The 17,151-nt window shown below is 66.4% G+C and carries 11 protein-coding genes; 4 read left to right on the forward strand and 7 right to left on the reverse strand.

Annotation, left to right across the window (positions count from 1 at the left end):
• Positions 1–13: 13 nt before the first annotated feature.
• Both ACQR1I_RS01350 and ACQR1I_RS01355 read right to left on the reverse strand, forming a co-directional pair.
• Complete coding sequence (locus ACQR1I_RS01350) at positions 14–2,521, reverse strand: glycogen/starch/alpha-glucan phosphorylase (protein WP_434865391.1); 2,508 nt, start codon at positions 2,519–2,521, stop codon at positions 14–16.
• Between the two features lie 226 nt (positions 2,522–2,747).
• Positions 2,748–3,050 (reverse strand): GIY-YIG nuclease family protein, encoded by a 303-nt coding sequence (locus tag ACQR1I_RS01355; protein WP_434865884.1) that lies wholly within the window; start codon positions 3,048–3,050, stop codon positions 2,748–2,750.
• Positions 3,051–3,229: 179 nt separating this feature from the next.
• Here ACQR1I_RS01355 and ACQR1I_RS01360 point away from each other — a divergent pair, with 179 nt between their 5' ends.
• Positions 3,230–3,661 (forward strand): hypothetical protein, encoded by a 432-nt coding sequence (locus ACQR1I_RS01360; RefSeq protein ID WP_434865392.1) that lies wholly within the window; start codon positions 3,230–3,232, stop codon positions 3,659–3,661.
• Between the two features lie 33 nt (positions 3,662–3,694).
• Here ACQR1I_RS01360 and ACQR1I_RS01365 read toward each other — a convergent pair whose 3' ends face one another.
• Positions 3,695–4,516 carry a DUF2865 domain-containing protein gene (locus ACQR1I_RS01365; protein ID WP_434865393.1) on the reverse strand — a complete coding sequence of 274 codons (822 nt, stop codon included), beginning with the start codon at positions 4,514–4,516 and terminating at the stop codon, positions 3,695–3,697.
• Positions 4,517–4,709: 193 nt separating this feature from the next.
• Positions 4,710–5,267 carry an orotate phosphoribosyltransferase gene (gene pyrE, locus ACQR1I_RS01370; protein ID WP_434865394.1) on the reverse strand — a complete coding sequence of 186 codons (558 nt, stop codon included), beginning with the start codon at positions 5,265–5,267 and terminating at the stop codon, positions 4,710–4,712.
• 191 nt (positions 5,268–5,458) lie between these two features.
• On the opposite strand from pyrE, the gene ACQR1I_RS01375 reads away from it, so the two are divergent.
• A complete protein-coding gene (locus ACQR1I_RS01375) occupies positions 5,459–6,085 on the forward strand; it encodes a glutathione S-transferase family protein (protein ID WP_434865395.1) in 627 nt (208 codons plus the stop codon).
• A gap of 22 nt (positions 6,086–6,107) precedes the next feature.
• Here the strand turns inward: ACQR1I_RS01375 and ACQR1I_RS01380 are convergent, their stop codons facing one another.
• The 3 genes from ACQR1I_RS01380 to ACQR1I_RS01390 all read right to left on the reverse strand — a co-directional run bounded on the left by ACQR1I_RS01380 (position 6,108) and on the right by ACQR1I_RS01390 (position 13,026).
• Entirely contained in the window at positions 6,108–7,307 is a 1,200-nt protein-coding gene (locus ACQR1I_RS01380) for a glycosyltransferase family 87 protein (protein WP_434865396.1), read from the reverse strand.
• A gap of 1,369 nt (positions 7,308–8,676) precedes the next feature.
• Entirely contained in the window at positions 8,677–11,691 is a 3,015-nt protein-coding gene (gene polA / locus ACQR1I_RS01385) for a DNA polymerase I (RefSeq protein ID WP_434865397.1), read from the reverse strand.
• Positions 11,692–11,973: 282 nt separating this feature from the next.
• Positions 11,974–13,026 carry an acyltransferase family protein gene (locus ACQR1I_RS01390; protein ID WP_434865398.1) on the reverse strand — a complete coding sequence of 351 codons (1,053 nt, stop codon included), beginning with the start codon at positions 13,024–13,026 and terminating at the stop codon, positions 11,974–11,976.
• A gap of 151 nt (positions 13,027–13,177) precedes the next feature.
• On the opposite strand from ACQR1I_RS01390, the gene ACQR1I_RS01395 reads away from it, so the two are divergent.
• Positions 13,178–14,497, forward strand: a complete 1,320-nt coding sequence (locus ACQR1I_RS01395; protein WP_434865399.1) for a UDP-glucose dehydrogenase family protein — start codon at positions 13,178–13,180, stop codon at positions 14,495–14,497.
• Positions 14,498–14,628: 131 nt separating this feature from the next.
• Entirely contained in the window at positions 14,629–17,103 is a 2,475-nt protein-coding gene (hrpB, locus tag ACQR1I_RS01400) for an ATP-dependent helicase HrpB (RefSeq protein ID WP_434865400.1), read from the forward strand.
• Positions 17,104–17,151 lie beyond the last annotated feature (48 nt).

A 17,151-nucleotide genomic window follows, 5' to 3' on the forward strand; every position in this document is an offset into this window, starting at 1 on the left:
TAAGTTCTCCGCCTCACGCCCGTTGTGCCCGCGGCGGTGCTGCGCTCGTTCCGACCGGCACGTTCCAGATGTCGTCGGCGTATTCGCGGATGGTGCGGTCTGAGGAGAACCAGGCCATGCGCGCGACGTTGAGGATCGAGGCGCGGGTCCAGGCCGGCGTCGTCTGCCAGCGTGCGTCGACGCCGCGCTGGGCCTCGTAGTACGAATCGAAATCGGCCGAGACCATGTAATGGTCGAGATGGCGCAGCGCATGTGCGATCGGCTCGAAGCGGCCGGGCTCGCCGGGCGAGAATGCGCCGTTCGCGATCGCGTCGATGGCCCGCGCCAGCCGCGGCGAGCGGCGGATGATATCGGTCGCGTCGAGGCCCTGCTTGCGGCGGAGCATCACGTCGCCGGCCTCCATGCCGAAGATCGCGATGTTCTCGATGCCGACATTGTCGCGGATCTCGATATTGGCGCCATCGAGCGTGCCGATGGTGATGGCGCCGTTCAGCGCCAGCTTCATGTTGCCAGTGCCGGACGCCTCCATGCCGGCGGTCGAGATCTGCTCGGAGAGATCGGCCGCGGGAATGATCGTTTCAGCCAGACTGACATTGTAGTCGGCCATGAACACGACCTTCAGCTTGCCGCCGATCGCGGGATCGTTGTTGACCACCTCCGCAACGTCGTTGATCAGCTTGATGATCAGCTTGGCGTAGCGATAACTCGCCGCCGCCTTGCCGGCGAAGATCTTCACCCGCGGCACCCAGTCGGCTTGCGGATCGTCCTTGATGTCCAGATACAGCGCCACCGCCTCGAGGATGTTCAGGAGCTGCCGCTTGTATTCGTGGATGCGCTTGATCTGCACGTCGAACAGCGCGCTCGGATCGAGCCGCACGTTCATGCGCTCGACGATCAGGCGCGCAAGCTGCACCTTGTTGTGATGCTTCACGGCGCGGAATTTCTGGTGGAAGCCGGAGTCCGCGACGTAGCTTTCGAGGCTGGTCAACAGGGTCGGGTCGTCGACGACGGCGTCGCCGCAGGCCTCGCGCAGCAGGCTGGTCAGCTTCGGGTTGGCGAGCGTCAGCCAGCGGCGGAAGGTGATGCCGTTGGTCTTGTTGGTGATGCGGCCGGGATAGAGATGGTTGAGATCGTGGAACACGGTCTCCTTCATCAGGTCCGAATGCATCCCCGAAACACCGTTGATGCGGTGCGAGCCGACGAAGGCGAGCTGGCCCATGCGCACGCGGCGGCCGCTCTTCTCGTCGATCAGCGACACCGAGGCGCGGTAGTCGATGTCGCCGGGCGCACGCTGCTCGGCGAGCGCCAGATGCTGCGCGTTGATGCGGTAGATGATTTCGAGATGCCGCGGCAGCAGCCGCTCGAACAGTTCGACCGGCCAGGTCTCGAGCGCCTCGGGCAGCAGCGTGTGGTTGGTGTAGGACAAGGTCGCGACGGTGACCTTCCAGGCCTCGTCCCAGCGGAAATTGTGCAGGTCGACCAGGATGCGCATCAGCTCGGCGACGGCGAGCGAGGGGTGGGTGTCGTTGAGCTGCACCGCGGCCTTCTGCGCGAGACTCCGCAGCTGGCCCTCGGAGCCGAGATGGCGCTTGACGAGGTCCTGCAGCGAGGCCGAGACGAAGAAATATTCCTGCCGCAGCCGCAACTCGCGCCCCGCGGGGCTCTCGTCGTTCGGATACAGGAACTTGCAGATCGCTTCCGCGCGCGCCTCTTCGGCAGATGCGCCGAGATAGTCGCCGGAGTTGAACACGTCGAGCTTGAGCGGATCGGGCGAACGCGCCGACCACAGCCGGAGCGCATTGACGTGCTGGCCGCGCCAGCCGACGATCGGCGTGTCGTAGGCGACCGCCTGCACGGTCTCGCCGGGATGCCAGATCGCGCGGTCGCGGCCCTTGTCGTCGACATGCTCGACGCCGCCGCCGAAATGAACGTGATAGACGACTTCAGGACGCTGGAATTCCCATGGGTTGCCGAACGACAGCCAGACGTCGGGATATTCGTGCTGCCAGCCGTCGACGATGACCTGGCGGAACAGGCCGAAATCATAGCGGATGCCGTAGCCGATCGCCGGGATCTGCAGGGTCGACATGCTCTCCATAAAGCAGGCGGCGAGCCGGCCGAGGCCGCCATTGCCGAGCGCGGCATCCGGCTCGCATTTGCGCAGGTCCTGTAGGCCGACGCCGAGATCGCCGAGCGCGGTCTCGAACACCTTCATCAGGCCCATGTTGTTGAGCGCGTCCGTGAACAGGCGGCCGATCAGGAACTCGAGGCTGAGATAATAGACCCGCTTGCGCCCGGCATCGTAGCTCTCCTTGTCGGCGGTGAGCCAGCGATGCACGATGCGGTCGCGCAGCGTCAGCGCCGCGGCATGGTACCAGTCCTGCTGCGTCGCCTGGCTCGCCTCCTTGCCGATCGCCAGCCGAAGCTTGGCCAGGATGTCGCTCTTGATCTCGGCGACGGCCAATTCGTCGACGGGCTGGCCGGTGCTTACGAAGCTGCGCTGGGACGGCTGATCTGTCACCTTGAAAACCTGTGATGCTACGAGGAACCGGTAAAAGCATACGATGGTTGCGCGCGGACCGAAACCCGGGGAAAGGCTGGTCCGCACAGCAAGGTGATTGAAAAAGATGCAAAGTTCGGGCCGGAGTTCCCGAGGGGGAACGCAGCCGGTCTCGCCGCGGGGGCCGTCTTGGAGAGGATTGGAGATATCCCCACGTCGTCATCCCGGCGAACGCCGGGATCCAGACTCACCGTTCTAAAATAAGGCCCGAGAGATCGGCCCAATCCAGATTATCCCGCTCGATCAGCTCGACCCTCCAATCGCGATGCCAATTCTTCAGCTGCTTTTCGCGGGCGATGGCCTCGATGGGACTCGCAAAGCGCTCGACGTGAACCAGTCGAAGAACCCTGTACCGGCTGACGAACTTGGAGCCTCGCCCAGCGCGATGGTCTTGGAGACGCCGGCTCAGATCATTGGTCACGCCCACGTAAAGCGTGCCGTGGTGGCCGCTGGCGAGGATGTAGACCGTCCATGCGGCCCCAGTGATCATCGCTTGTGCCAAACAATTGGCTGCGGTGGGTCTGGGTCCCGGCTCGGAGGCCGGGACGACGAAAATTGACTTCCTTTTCCAATCAGAACAAATTAAGAACAATTTAGCAACCGATCGTTTATCCTGATTGCGATTCGATCCGCTCACACCCCGGCATCAGTGCATCACGCGAGCACACCATGTCCACCATCGCCTTCGATCCCCTGGCCCTGACCCGCATTGCCGATTTTGCGCGCAGCCTGACGCGGCTGCACAAGACGGCGCGGCGCCGGGCCGTCGATGACGACCAGATCGACCGCGCCTTCAACGCGGTCTGCATGTCGGTCTGGGGCTACACCACCGACGATATTTCGGACGACCTGTTCTCGGCCACCGACCACACCTTCCTCGACGGGCTCGACGAGGCGCGGGCGCGCATCTTCGCCGCCGAGCAGGGCTACGACCTGGTCGACGACGAGGGCATGCTGACCGACTGGTGGGGCTTCTGCTGGATGATCCTGGCCGAGAAGCGCGGCCTGCTGACGCCGGACAATCGTGCCGCCACACGCGCGGCGATCGAGGAGAAATATCTGGAGGCGCCGAACGTCATCGGCGTGATCGTGGGGCGCTGACGCCGTCGTGCTCGCAACGACGCCAGCCCAGGCTCAATCGACGCCCGCTCGCTTGGCGCGGCTCGCAGCCGGCTTCGGCGCGATCGTCAGCGGCGGCGCGACGCTGACATTGCCGGCATTGGCCTCCGGCGGCGGCATTGCGGCCAATGCATCCGCCGCCAGCATCTCGGCGCGCACCGGCGCGACCTTCATCTCGCTCAGCCGCGCCCGCGTATCAGAGTTCAGCCCGGGATAGGACGCGACCGGCTTGAAGTCGGCCGGCTGGCCGCCGCTGCCGCGCACACCCGAATAGGCGACCAGCCCATCGCTGGTGGCGACAACGTCGCCGGGGCGCAGCGAGGTGTCGAGCGAGAGGTCGACCGGTGAGAGCCCGGCGGGATCGCGGCCGTTGCAGGTGCAGTCCGCGCGCAGCGCCTGCCGGTAGGCGAACGCGTTCTCGCTGTCGGCATAGCGCTCGCCATTGGCCGCGGTGGCGTAGTCGATGTTGGAGCCGAAATACACCTTGGTGGGGCTGGCCGGGCAGAACGCCTGGCACATCTGCACGGGCGAGGCGAGGCCGCGGGTCAGCGGAAAATAGCGCCCGTCACAGCTGCGCACGCAGAACGCCGCGCCCGAGCCGCTTGAGGCCGCGCGCGGCTGCACCGGCGCCTGCGGGTTGGTGCCGAACGGATCGGCAAAGAAGCCGCCCGGTGCGGGCCGCTGCGACGCCGGCTTGTTGAAGCCGCCGAACAGAAGATCGAACAAGCCCTGGGCCGACGCAATCTGCGGCACCAGCGCAGCCGACGTGGCCACGCCGACCGTGATTGCGACCGCCACCCCTCGGGCCATCCGCGCAACCGACAACACGCACCGCAACGCCCGCACTCCCGCCGCCACCATCGTCACCGCAAAGCCCTGACAGACGCGGCAAATCCGCGTCGCATCGATCAAGAGCGATCGATCGGGCCACACGCAAGGCGAGGCCCCATCAGCTTTGCGGTAACCTTAACGAGCGTTGGTAAATGAGCGGTGTGCGCGGTGCCGAAATGTGCCGCGCTACGCGAGAAAGTCAGAGGAACTCGCGGGCCTTGTAGAGCGCCTGGAACGGCAGGCCGGCGGCGGCGAACGTCTCCGCAGCGCCTTCCTCGCGGTCGACCATCGTGAACACCAGCGACACCTCGGCACCGGCCTCGCGCAGGGCCTCCACGGCCTTCATCGCCGAGCCGCCGGTCGTGGTGACGTCCTCGACGACGACGATGCGTTTTCCCGCCAAGGTCTCGTCGCGGGTCAGGCCCTCGATCGCGAGCCTGGCGCCGTGCTCCTTCGGCTTCTTGCGCACGAAGAACGCCGCGATCGGGTGGCCCTTGATCCACGAGATCTGCGCGATCGCGCCGGCCAGCGGCACCGCGCCCATCTCCAGTCCGCCGATAAAGTCGTAGCCATCGTCCTTCAACGCCTCATAGGTGAGCTCGGCGAGCAGCGTCGCACCCTCCGGGTCCATCATGGTCGGCTTGAGGTTGAAGTAGAAATCGCTCTTGCGGCCGGAGGCCAGGGTGATCTCGCCACGGCCGAACGAGCGCCTGCGGATGATCTCGAGAAGGCGGGCGCGGGAGGCGGATTTGGACACGGCGGTTTCCCCTGGGGGTCGGTTCGTCGGCGATTTCGGGTGGCGCAATCTATCGGGGTCGGCCGGCCGAGGCCAGCCGCCAGGATGTCCCATCAACAACGGTACGTTTGGAACGCCGCGCAGTTTCGAGCTAATGGGAAGCCAAAGGCCAAGCAAGGACATTTGGCAAGGACATCGGAAGGACCCCCGCCATGACCATCGAGCTGCACACCTGGAACACGCCCAACGGCCGCAAGATCTCGGTCGCGCTCGAGGAGATGGGATTACCTTACCGCGTCGTCCCGGTCGACATCACCAAGGGCGCCCAGATGGCCCCCGACTTCCTCGCCATCAGCCCCAACAACAAGATCCCGGCGATCGTCGATCCCGACGGCCCCGATGGCAAGCCGGTCAGCGTGTTCGAATCCGGCGCGATCCTGCTCTATCTGGGCGAAAAGACCGGGCGATTCCTGCCGAAATCGCTGGCCGAGCGGATCCCGGTCTATGAGTGGCTGATGTGGCAGATGGGCGGCTTCGGCCCGATGCCGGGGCAAGTGCACCATTTCATCGCACTGACCAACGAACAGGACCGCGCCTATGGCCTGAAGCGCTACATGGCCGAGACCGTCCGCCTCTATGGCGTGCTCGACCGTCGGCTGGCGAGCCACGAATTCGTCGCCGGCGCGCTCTCGATCGCCGATTTCGCCATCCTCGGCTGGGCCTGGCGCCACCCCCGCCACAAGGTCGACCTCGCCGACTTCCCCCACGTCAAGCGCTGGTACGACACGTTGATGGCCCGCCCCGCCGTGAAACGCGGCATGGAGGCGAAGCTGGATTGAGGGCGCTGTCGCGCGAGCGCAATCAGCCCGCTGCCGGCGGCGCCACCTTCAGCGCTGGGATCGACTGCTCCGCCCGGCTGAAGATGCCGGCGACGCTGAGGAACAGCAGGCAGAGCAGCGCGGCGGCGACGAACGGTAGCGAATGACCGATCATCGCGAGCAGGCAGGCGGACAACGCGATGGCGACGCCGATCTCCGCTGCCGCGATCGGCTCGCCGGCCTCGCTCCGCGCCTTCCAATGGATCAGCAATCCCGCCGCCACCATCGGCAAGTCGTAGATCATCGCATAGGGCGTGACGATGACGCTGCCGATCGCGACCAGCGCGATCGTCCGGTCGGTGATGCCGCGCCGGCAGGCCCGCCAGGTCAGCACGGCGACGGCGCCGGACAGAATGAGCTGCAGCGCGTGGCCGACCGCCGCGGGGGAGCCGATCGCATGCACGCCGGCGATCACCGTCGGCATCATGTGGTCGAGGCTGCCCTGGTTGTCCTGCAGCAGCGCCTGGTAGGTCGGGAAGCCCTTGACCCATTGCAGCCAGATCGACCAGTCGAGGACGGCGCTGGTGACGATGACGATGAGCAGCGTCGTCGCAACCGCGGCGCCAACGGTTCTCCAGCTCTGCGACGCCAGCAGCACGACCGGCATCAGCAGCACGAATTGCGGCTTGTACGCGAGCAGGCCGAGCAGCACGCCGGCGATGACAGGCCGGCCCGGGACGAGGCGCAGTCCGCCGATCAGCAGCGCGGCCGACAGGAAACCGTTCTGGCCGGTGATGACGCTGATCAGCGTCGTCGGCGCGGCGAGCAGCGCCAGGCCGATCAGCCAGCGCCATTGTCGCCCGAGGGTCGCCCATCCATAGAGAGCGAAGGTGATCCCGATCCAGCACAGATAGGCCGTTGGCAACGTCAGCATGCCGAGCGGGATCAGGGCCAGCAGGAAGGTCGGCGGGTACGGATACGGAAAGCCGCCGCCATCGAGCGTCGACATCAGCGTCTGCTGATAGTTGATCAGCGCGAATGGATCGTAGATGCCTGCGCCCGCGAGCGCTGCGAACTTGCCGAACGACCACAGGCCGAAGAAGTCGCCAAAACCCGGCTGTGGCGATGTCGGCCACCAGCGCACCAGATAGAGGCCGTTATACAGGCACAGCTCCGCCAGCAGAATCAGGAGCGCGCGGCGATCGCGCGTCTGGCTCGAGGCTGCGGAGATGGTCGTGGTCATCGGATGAATCAATTCGGCCTGTTCGGTGCGATCGGCGCGGGCGTGGGTCGTCAGGACACGTCGCGCGGTCGGCTCGCGCGGCATCCCGCCCGCGATCTTGCCCGGGCACGCTGCACGTCGTGTTACCGGCACTGATCTCAGCCCGGGTGCGATCGCATCATGCCTAACGAGCGGTGAAGCCGCGTTCGTCCGATTTCGCGCTGGGCGGCTGTGAACCGCCTATCCGTCCTCTCACCCCGCTGTCGTCCCGGACAAGCCGTGACGCGCGACAGCGCGGCACGGCGCCGATCCGGGATCCATACCCCCAGGGAGCGGTTTGAGGCACGCTGGTCATTGGCTCTTTGCTCATCACAACTGCTGCGGGGTATGGGTCCGGGGTCAGCGCCCGAGCAATGGGCCGCATTCTGATAAAAATACATCTCTTGCGCTTTTACAGAAATCGTGATTGTATCAGCGCATCCCGCCTCACCGCAGAGGGGCGTCAGCGCGCGATCGTCACGACACGCGAGGTGGGGATGCGATGGCCGCGAGAGCTCGCAGCATGTCCTTGTGGCGTGCGGACGAACGGGCGCTTGCGGACGGTCAAGTCGCGTGGTCCTGGCCTCCCGACGCTGAGGTCCGCGCAATGCGCGCAAGCGCATTGTCGCGATACGGTGGCCAACGAGCCGGCGCACCGGGGAGATCGCGAAGCAGCCGTAAGCCCATCGCGCAGGGAATGCCGGCGTGTTCGGCTTTGCCTGTGGTACCTGCCGCCTGCATTTTTTTTCGCAGGCGGGCCATGGGTGAGGCCCTCACCCGGCATTCCCTGCGCCCTCTACACTTATAGGAGGGGCAAACTGATCGCAGACCTCGGGCGTGCTACGCCGCGAGAACGCGCTCCTATGTTGATCGCTGTTTGAGATGTAAATCGGAATCCGAGCACCGCTGCCGCAGGGGTGGGCAAAGCAGCCGCCCGCAGGGCGGTCGCGTGCCCACCGTGCATCCACGCCTGCAGTGGCATTGATGGGCACGGCGCGCGATGGATCAGCGCAACAGACGCTCAGTTGGGCGCGCCTTTTCCCACCCTTGAAGCTGAGCCGTTTGAAAGGCGATCGCGCCCCCCCCCCCCCCACCGCTGTCGTCCCGGACAAGCCTCGACGCGCGATAGCGCGGCGCGGCGCTGATCCGGGACCCATACGCCGCAGCAGTCGTGTTGGGCAAAATGCCAATGACCAGCGCGCCTCAAACCTGGGGGTATGGGTCCCGGGTCGGCGCCCTGAGCATCGCTTCGCGCCGCTCAGGGCTTGCCCGGGACGACACTGGTGATCGTTGATTGCGATGCGCGATCATGAGCCAGTTCGCGGTGATGAACGAGCTCATCGTCTGCCGTTCAATGCGCCTCGTCCCAATTGTTGGCTGCGCGGGCGTCGACGTGCAGCGGCACCGAGAGCAGGACGGCGGGGAACGGTGCGTCCTGCATGACGTGCTGCACCACCGGCAAGGTCGCGGCGACTTCGTCGTCGGGCACCTCGAAGATCAGTTCGTCATGCACCTGAAGCAGCATCTGCGCCGACAGCTTCTTTTGCGCCAGCGCCTCCTCCACCCGCGTCATGGCGCGGCGGATGATGTCGGCGGCAGTGCCCTGCAATCGCGCGTTGATCGCGGCGCGCTCGTTGAAGGCGCGCACCGAGGCGTTCGACGCCTTGATCTCCGGGTAGTGGCACTTGCGCCCGAACAGCGTGACGACATAGCCGTTCTTGCGGCAGAACTCGCGGGTCTCGTCCATGTAGGCGCGGATGCCCGGGAAGCGCTCGAAATAGCGCTTGATGTAGGCCGAGGCCTCCTCGCGGGCGATACCGAGCTGGTTGGCGAGGCCGAAGGCGGAGATGCCGTAGATGATGCCGAAATTGATCGCCTTGGCGCGGCGGCGGACCTCGCTCGGCATGTCCTTGATCGGCACGCCGAACATTTCCGACGCGGTCATCGCGTGAATGTCGAGCTCGTCCTTGAACGCCTGCTTCAGCACCGGGATGTCGGCGATCTCCGCCAGCAGCCGCAGCTCGATCTGCGAGTAGTCTGCCGATACGAGCTTGTGGCCGGGCGTCGCGATGAAGGCGCGGCGGATCTTGCGACCATCCTCGGTGCGCACCGGGATGTTCTGCAGGTTCGGCTCGTTCGACGACAGCCGGCCCGTGGTGGTCGCTGCCAGCGCGTAGGTGGTGTGCACGCGATGCGTCTGCGGATTGACGTAGGTCGGCAGCGCGTCGGTGTAGGTCGATTTCAGCTTCGAGACCTGGCGCCATTCCAGGATCTTGCGCGCGAAATCGTTGCCCTGCTCGGCGAGATCATCGAGGATCGACGCGGAGGTCGACCACGCGCCGGTCTTGGTCTTGGTGCCGCCCGACAGCCCCATCTTGCCGAACAGGATGTCGCCGATCTGTTTCGGACTGCCGACATTGATCGGCTCGCCGGCCAGTTCCTGCAGCTCGGCCTCGACGCGCGCCGCGGTCTGGGCGAAATCGCCGGACAGCCGCGACAGCACCTGCCGGTCGATCGAGATGCCGCGCCGCTCCATCCGCGCCAGCACCGACACCAGCGGCCGCTCCAGGGTCTCATACACGCCGGTCATGCGCTCGGCGACGAGGCGTGGTTTCAGCACGCGCCAGACCCGATGGATGACATCGGCCGCCTCGGCCGAATGCGTCGTGGCGCGGTCGATCGCGACCTGCTCGAACGTCAGCTTGTTCTTGCCGCTGCCGATCAGCTCGCTTTCGCCGAGGACGGCGTGGCCAAGCACGTGCTCGGCCAGCGAGTCGAGCTTGTGCGAGCCGCGCCCGGCGTCGAGCGCGTAGCTCATCAGCAGGATGTCGTCGACATTCCGGAGCGTGATGCCGTGTTGCGCCAGCAGCACGGCGACGAACTTGATGTTGTAGCCGATCTTCAGCAGTCCGGCGGATTCGAGGATCGGCTGCAGCGCGGCGAGCGCATCGCTCTCCTTGATCTGGTCGGGGGCCAGCCCGGCATCGAACAGGCCGCCGCCATCGCCGGCCTGGCGATGCGCCAGCGGGATGTAGCAGGAATCGTTCGGCGCCAGCGCAAGGGCAATTCCGCAGACGCTTGCCTGCATCGGATCGATCGAGCTGGCCTTGACCTCGAGGGTGATCCGGCCGAATTCATGCGCACGGGCCAGCCAGGCTTTCAGCTCGGGCAGGGTCCGCAGCGTCTGGTACTTGTCGCGATCGATGCGTGCGCTCTTTGCCGCTTCCGCCCTGGACTCGGCGAGACCAGCGGGCGTGCCCTTGCTCATCGCGGATTTGTCGATGCGCGGATCGCCGCTGCGAGGAGCCGCCGCCGGCTTGCTCGGTGCGCTCGCTCCGCCGCTCGCGGGCGGGGGCGGGGGCGCGGCCGTTGCAGCGCCGCTCTTCAGCTGGGCATCCGCCGTCACATCCGAAGGATCGATCTGCGAATAGTCAGCGACGCGGCGCGTCAGCGTGGAGAACTCCATCGCCTTCAAGAACGCGATCAGCTTGCGCGGATCTGGCTCGTGGACGGCCAGATCGTCCAGCGGCACCTCGAGCGCGACCTTGTCGTCGAGCAGCACCAGCTGCCGCGAGATTCGCGCCTTCTCGGCATTCTCGATCAGCGCCTCGCGCCGCTTCGGCTGCTTGATCTCGGCCGCGCGGGTCAGCAGGCTTTCGAGGTCGCCATAATCGTTGATGAGCTGCGCGGCGGTCTTGATGCCGATGCCGGGCACGCCCGGCACGTTGTCGGTGGAATCGCCGGCCAGCGCCTGCACCTCGACGACCTTCTCCGGCGGCACGCCGAACTTCTCGACCACCTCGGCGATGCCGATGCGGCGGTCCTTCATCGTGTCGTACATCGTGACGCAATCATTGACGAGCTGCATCAGGTCCTTGTCGGAGGACACGATGGTGGTGGTGGCGCCGCGCTCGCAGGCGAGCCGCGCATAGGTCGCGATCAGATCGTCGGCCTCGAAGCCGCCCTGCTCCAGGCAGGGCAGGTCGAAGGCACGCACGGCCTCGCGGATCAGCGCGAATTGCGGGATGAGGTCATCAGGCGCCGGCGGCCGGTGCGCCTTGTAGTCGGCATAGATCCTGTTGCGGAACGTGACCTCGGACTTGTCGAACACGATCGCCAGATGCGTCGGCCGGTCGGTCTCGGGCATGTCGCGGAGCAGCTTCCACAGCATGTTGCAGAAGCCGAGCACGGCATTGACATTCAAGCCGTCGGATTTGCGGTTGAGCGGCGGCAGCGCGTGATAGGCGCGGAAGATGTAGGACGAGCCGTCGACCAGGAACACATGGTCGCCCTTGGCCGCTGCTTTGGAGGCGGCAGGCGCAGGAGCGGCGGGCGTGACGGCGGCTTTCTGGGGAGCTTTGGGCATGGCCGCAATGTAGGGAATTCGGACCGGATTGACACCCTCGGAACGGCAGATTCCGGCGCGTTCCCCACGCAATTCGGTGGCCCTGTTGCGCTGAGCCGGAGCCACAAATTCCGCCGTCGTCCCGGGCAAGGCCCGACGGCGCGAAGCGCTGGCGGGGCGCCGACCCGGGACCCATACTCCGCAGCGGTGGTGAGGCGGCAGGCTGGACCCACAGAGTGCCTTACACGGAGGACGGTGGTTATGGGTCCCGGGTCTTCGCCCGGGACGACACCGAGGGTGGGGCTACTCTGCCGGCTGAATCGCAACACGCGCCTTCGGCGGCGCGATCCAGAATGCGATCGGGCGTTCGAACAGGAAGCGCGCGCCGGCAAGGAGTGCGAGGCGCCAGATCGCGAGCGCGCCGAGCACGCCGGCGACCGTCACCAGCAGCGAGATGGTGCCGATGTCGGTGATGATCCCCGTCTTCAGCAGCAGAGCGCGGGTCGCCGCCATCGGCAGGAAGAAGGCGAGATAGATCACGATCGAATGCTCGCCACAGAACTTCAGCGCGTTGAGCAGTTGCGCGCGGGCGAGCAACGTGCCGGCGATGATGATGGCGACCGCGCCGGCATAGCCGAGCGTCAGCGACACGATCGGCCACTCGCTGACGCCGAGGTTCACCAGCGACTGGTTGATGGCGGCCCAGGCGAGCAGGCCTGCGATGGCGAGCAGGGGCTGCACCCTCGCGCGATCAGACAGCGCGAAGATGTAGGTCGCGAACAGATAGCCGGAGTAGATGTAGACGAAGCGGGCGCAGAACTCGTCGATGACAGTCCAGCCGGTGACGATGTGCGCCATCTCCAGGCCCGCGGCCATGCCCCAGATCACCGGCGCCGGCGCCTTTCGCGTCAGCTTGATGACCACGAAGAAGATCGGGAGCAGATAGATGAACCACAGCGTGCCGAACGGCTCGATGAAGGATTCCAGATACAGGTAGCCGGCATGCGGCCAGCTGCTCGCCGCGGCGAAGCCGGGCGCCTTGAAGCCGAACTGGATCGTCACCCAGAGCACGTAGAAATAGGCGAAGTGGACGACCTTGCGGTCGAGATAGGTACGCCAGTCACGATTGATCACCAGTGGCAGAAACAAGCCCGAAATCAGGAAGAAATCGGGCATCCGAAACGGCTTGGCGAAGGCGACGACAGCGTGCATGAAGCCGGTCTCGCCGGCGGCGAGCTCGACGCCGAGCACCGAGTGCATCATCACGACCATGATGATGCAGATACCCTTGGCGTAGTCGACCCAGTCGATACGCGCATCGGTTCCGGCCGCTGTCGGCGTGCCATTCGCGGTCATGATATCCCTCTCTGGCGCGGAGCTGCCGCATTATCGAGCAGAGCCGTTAATACTCCTTGCTGTCATCCAAACGTCATGCCGTTTTCTAAATTCCCCTTGGACCACAAATGGTTTAAGACGCGAAAGTATTAACCACGAAGGATGGATTTCGATGCGAATTGCGATGATCGGCACGGGCTATGTGGGGCTGGTGTCCGGTGCCTGCTTTGCCGATTTCGGCCATCAGGTCACTTGTGTCGACAAGGACGAAAGCAAGATCGCCGCGCTTCATCGCGGAGAAATCCCGATCTTCGAGCCCGGGCTGGATGCGCTGGTCGCGACTAATGTGAAGGCCAAGCGACTCGACTTCACCACCGATCTCAAGCAGCCGGTCGCCGAAGCCGATGCCGTCTTCATCGCCGTCGGCACGCCGTCGCGGCGCGGCGATGGCCATGCCGACCTGTCCTACGTCTATGCTGCCGCCCGCGAGATCGCGGCGTCGCTGACCGGCTTCACCGTGGTCGTCACCAAATCGACGGTGCCGGTCGGCACCGGCGACGAGGTCGAGCGCATCATCCGCGAGACCAATCCGGCGGCCGATGTCGTGGTCGCCTCCAACCCGGAATTCCTGCGCGAAGGTGCCGCGATCCGCGACTTCAAATGGCCGGACCGCATCGTCGTCGGCACGGGGGATGAGCGCGGCCGCAAGGCGCTCGGCGACATCTACCGGCCGCTGTCGCTGAACCAGGCGCCGATCATGTACACCGAGCGGCGCACCGCCGAGCTGATCAAGTACGCTGCCAACGCATTCCTTGCCACCAAGATCACCTTCATCAACGAGGTCGCGGATCTTGCCGAGAAGGTCGGCGCCGATGTGCAGGAAGTAGCGCGCGGCATCGGCCTCGACAACCGCATCGGCTCGAAGTTCCTGCATGCGGGCCCCGGCTTCGGCGGCTCGTGCTTCCCGAAGGATACGCGCGCGCTGATCAAGATCGCGCAGGACTACGACACGCAGCTGCGCATCGTCGAATCCGTGCTGGCGGTCAATGACAACCGCAAGCGCGCAATGGCGCGCAAGGTGGCGCATGCCGTCGGCGGCAATCTGCGCGGCAAGACGGTCGCGGTGCTCGGCCTCACTTTCAAGCCTGAGACCGACGACATGCGCGAGGCGCCGTCGATCCCGCTGGTGACGGGCCTGCTCGACATGGGCGCCAAGGTCCGCGCGCATGATCCTGTCGGCATCGAGCAGGCCAAGAAGGAGCTGCCCGAAATCGCCTATTATGATGATCCCTATGAATGCGCGACGGGCGCCGACGCCATCGTGCTGGTCACCGAATGGGTGCAGTACCGCGCCATGGACCTCGATCGCCTCAAGGAGGTGATGGCCACTCCCGTCGTCGTCGACCTGCGCAACGTCTATCGTCCCGACGAAATGGCCGCCCACGGCTTCGTCTACGAGAGCGTCGGCAGGCCGTCGGTGAAGGGCGCGTGATCCAACGGAGAACGACATGACATTGTCATACCCCGCCCAGGCGGGGTATCCAGGACGCCCGATCTTCGTCATCTGCGAGATCTGCGTTTACTGGATTGCCCGCCTTCGCGGGCAATGACGGGTTACTGGTCTTGCCCCTCCGCTTCGATACGCCGCTGCCGATCGATGCCGTGCTGGACGAACTGTCCGGCACGCTCGCGCGCAGCAACACCGCCGTGCTGGTGGCGTCGCCCGGCGCCGGCAAGACCACGCGCGTGCCGCTGGCGTTGCGCGACGCGCCATGGGTCGGGACTAAGAAGATCATCGTGCTGGAGCCGCGGCGGATCGCGGCCCGCGCCAGCGCCGAGCGGATGGCGAAGTCGCTCGGTGAGCGCGCCGGCGAGACCGTCGGCTATCGCGTCCGGTTCGGCTCGAAGGTGTCGCGCGCGACCCGTATCGAGGTCGTCACCGAAGGCATCTTCACGCGCCAGATCCTCGATGATCCCGAGCTGACCGGCGTCGCCGCCGTGCTGTTCGACGAATTCCACGAGCGCTCGCTCGATGCCGATCTGGGCCTCGCGCTGGCGCGCGATGCGCAGCAGGGCCTGCGCGAGGACCTCCGCATTCTCGTGATGTCGGCGACGCTGGACGGCGCCCGCGTGGCGAGCCTGCTCGGCGATGCGCCGGTGGTCGAAAGCGAGGGCCGCGCTTTTCCGGTCGAGACCCGTTATGTCGGCCGCAAGCCGGATGCGCCGGTCGAGCGCCAGATGGCCGAGACGATCGCGAGCGCGTTGCGGGCCGATGCCGGCTCGGTGCTGGCGTTCCTGCCCGGAGCCGCCGAGATCCGGCGTACACAAACCATGCTGGCCGAGCGCGTCCATGACGCTGCGATCGAGATCGTGCCGCTGTTCGGCGCGCTCGACGCCGCGGTTCAGGATCGCGCCATCTCGCCGGCGCCCAAGGGGCAGCGCAAGGTGGTGCTGGCCACCTCGATCGCGGAGACATCGCTGACCATCGAAGGCGTCCGCATCGTGGTCGATTCCGGCCTCGCCCGGGTGCCGCGCTACGAGCCGGACATCGGCCTGACCCGGCTCGAGACGGTGCGGGCCTCGCGCGCCGCCGTCGATCAGCGCCGCGGCCGCGCCGGCCGCACCGAGCCGGGCGTCTGCTACCGGCTGTGGGACGAGCCGCAGACGGCCTCGCTCGCGGCCTACACCCAGCCGGAAATTCTGAGCGCCGATCTGTCCTCGCTGGTGCTCGACCTCGCGCAATGGGGTGTCAGTGATCCCGCGACGCTAAGCTTCCTCGATCTGCCGCCACAGCCCGCCTGGAAAGAGGCGCGGGACCTGCTGAACGAGCTCGGCGCCCTCGATTGCGATGGCCGCCTGACCGACGAGGGCCGGCGGCTGCGGGCGCTGGCGCTGCCGCCGCGGCTCGCCCGCATGATCGTCGATGCCGCCGATCACGGCGCGGCCGCGCAGGCAGCCGACATCGCAGCGATCCTCACGGAGAGGGGCCTGGGCGGCGACAGCGTCGATCTCGAGGTCCGGCTGGATCAGTTTCGCCGTGACCGCTCGCCGCGGGCGCAGAGTGCGCGCGACCTGGCGCGGCGCTGGGCGCAGCAGGTCAGCGCCTCCTCACCGCCGCCAGGGGCAGGGGAGCTGACGACCGGCCTGATGCTGGCCTTCGCCTTCCCTGATCGCGTCGCCCGCAATCGCGGCAATGGCAGCTTCGTGCTCGCCAATGGCCGCGGTGCGGCGGTCGAGCAGACCTCGTCGCTGGCCCGCGTGCCCTATATTGCCGTCGGAGAACTCACCGGCACGGCGGCGAACGGCCGCATCCTGCTGGCGGCACCGCTCGCGATCGAGGACATCGAGCGTCATTTCGCGGCTCACATCGAAGCCGGGGACGAGGTCAGCTTCGATCGGGATGCGCTGGCACTGAGGGGGCGGCGCCGGCGCAGGCTGCACGCGATCGTCATGGCCGACGCGCCGGTGGCGCTCACGCCGTCAGAAGACACCGCGCGCATCTTTGCAGACGGCATCTGCGCTGCCGGGCTCGACCGCCTGCCGTGGTCGAAGGCCGCCAGGCAGTGGCGCGACCGTGTGACCTTCCTGCGCAAGGCGGAGGGCGACAGCTGGCCGGACCTGTCCGATGCCGGCCTGATCGCGCGGCGCGAGGATTGGCTGGTGCCGCTGCTTGCCGACAAGACCTCGCTCAAGGAGGTCTCGCCCGGCGACGTCTCCGACGCCGTGATGGCGCTGCTGCCCTGGGACCTCCGCGCCCGGCTCGACAAGGAGGCGCCGACGCATTTCGAGGCGCCGACCGGCACCATGCTGGCGATCGACTACGAGGCCGAGCAGGGACCGACCATTGCCGTGCGGCTGCAGGAGCTGTTCGGGCTGAATGTCCACCCCTCGATTGCCCGGGGCGCGGTGCCGCTGGTGCTGGAGCTGCTGTCGCCGGCGCAGCGGCCGGTGCAGGTGACGCGCGATCTGCCGGGCTTCTGGCGCGGCTCCTATGCCGCCGTCCGCACCGATTTGCGCGGCCGCTATCCCCGCCATCCCTGGCCTGACGATCCGGCCAACGCGCAGCCGACCCGGCGGGCCAAGCCGCGCGGGACGTAACCCGTGCAAATTATACCGTCCGCATCGCCATCGTTAACGCTTCGCTCA

This window comes from Bradyrhizobium sp. HKCCYLS2038, from assembly GCF_051167655.1.
Lineage (GTDB): Bacteria > Pseudomonadota > Alphaproteobacteria > Rhizobiales > Xanthobacteraceae > Bradyrhizobium.

Excerpts from the sequence above, each read along its gene's own strand:
- polA (WP_434865397.1), bottom strand. The coding sequence starts at position 11,691 with ATGCCCAAAGCTCCCCAGAAAGCCGCCGTCACGCCCGCCGCTCCTGCG.
- ACQR1I_RS01390 (WP_434865398.1), bottom strand. The coding sequence starts at position 13,026 with ATGACCGCGAATGGCACGCCGACAGCGGCCGGAACCGATGCGCGTATC.
- ACQR1I_RS01360 (WP_434865392.1), top strand. The coding sequence starts at position 3,230 with ATGTCCACCATCGCCTTCGATCCCCTGGCCCTGACCCGCATTGCCGAT.
- ACQR1I_RS01355 (WP_434865884.1), bottom strand. The coding sequence starts at position 3,050 with ATGATCACTGGGGCCGCATGGACGGTCTACATCCTCGCCAGCGGCCAC.
- ACQR1I_RS01380 (WP_434865396.1), bottom strand. The coding sequence starts at position 7,307 with ATGACCACGACCATCTCCGCAGCCTCGAGCCAGACGCGCGATCGCCGC.
- ACQR1I_RS01395 (WP_434865399.1), top strand. The coding sequence starts at position 13,178 with ATGCGAATTGCGATGATCGGCACGGGCTATGTGGGGCTGGTGTCCGGT.
- ACQR1I_RS01375 (WP_434865395.1), top strand. The coding sequence starts at position 5,459 with ATGACCATCGAGCTGCACACCTGGAACACGCCCAACGGCCGCAAGATC.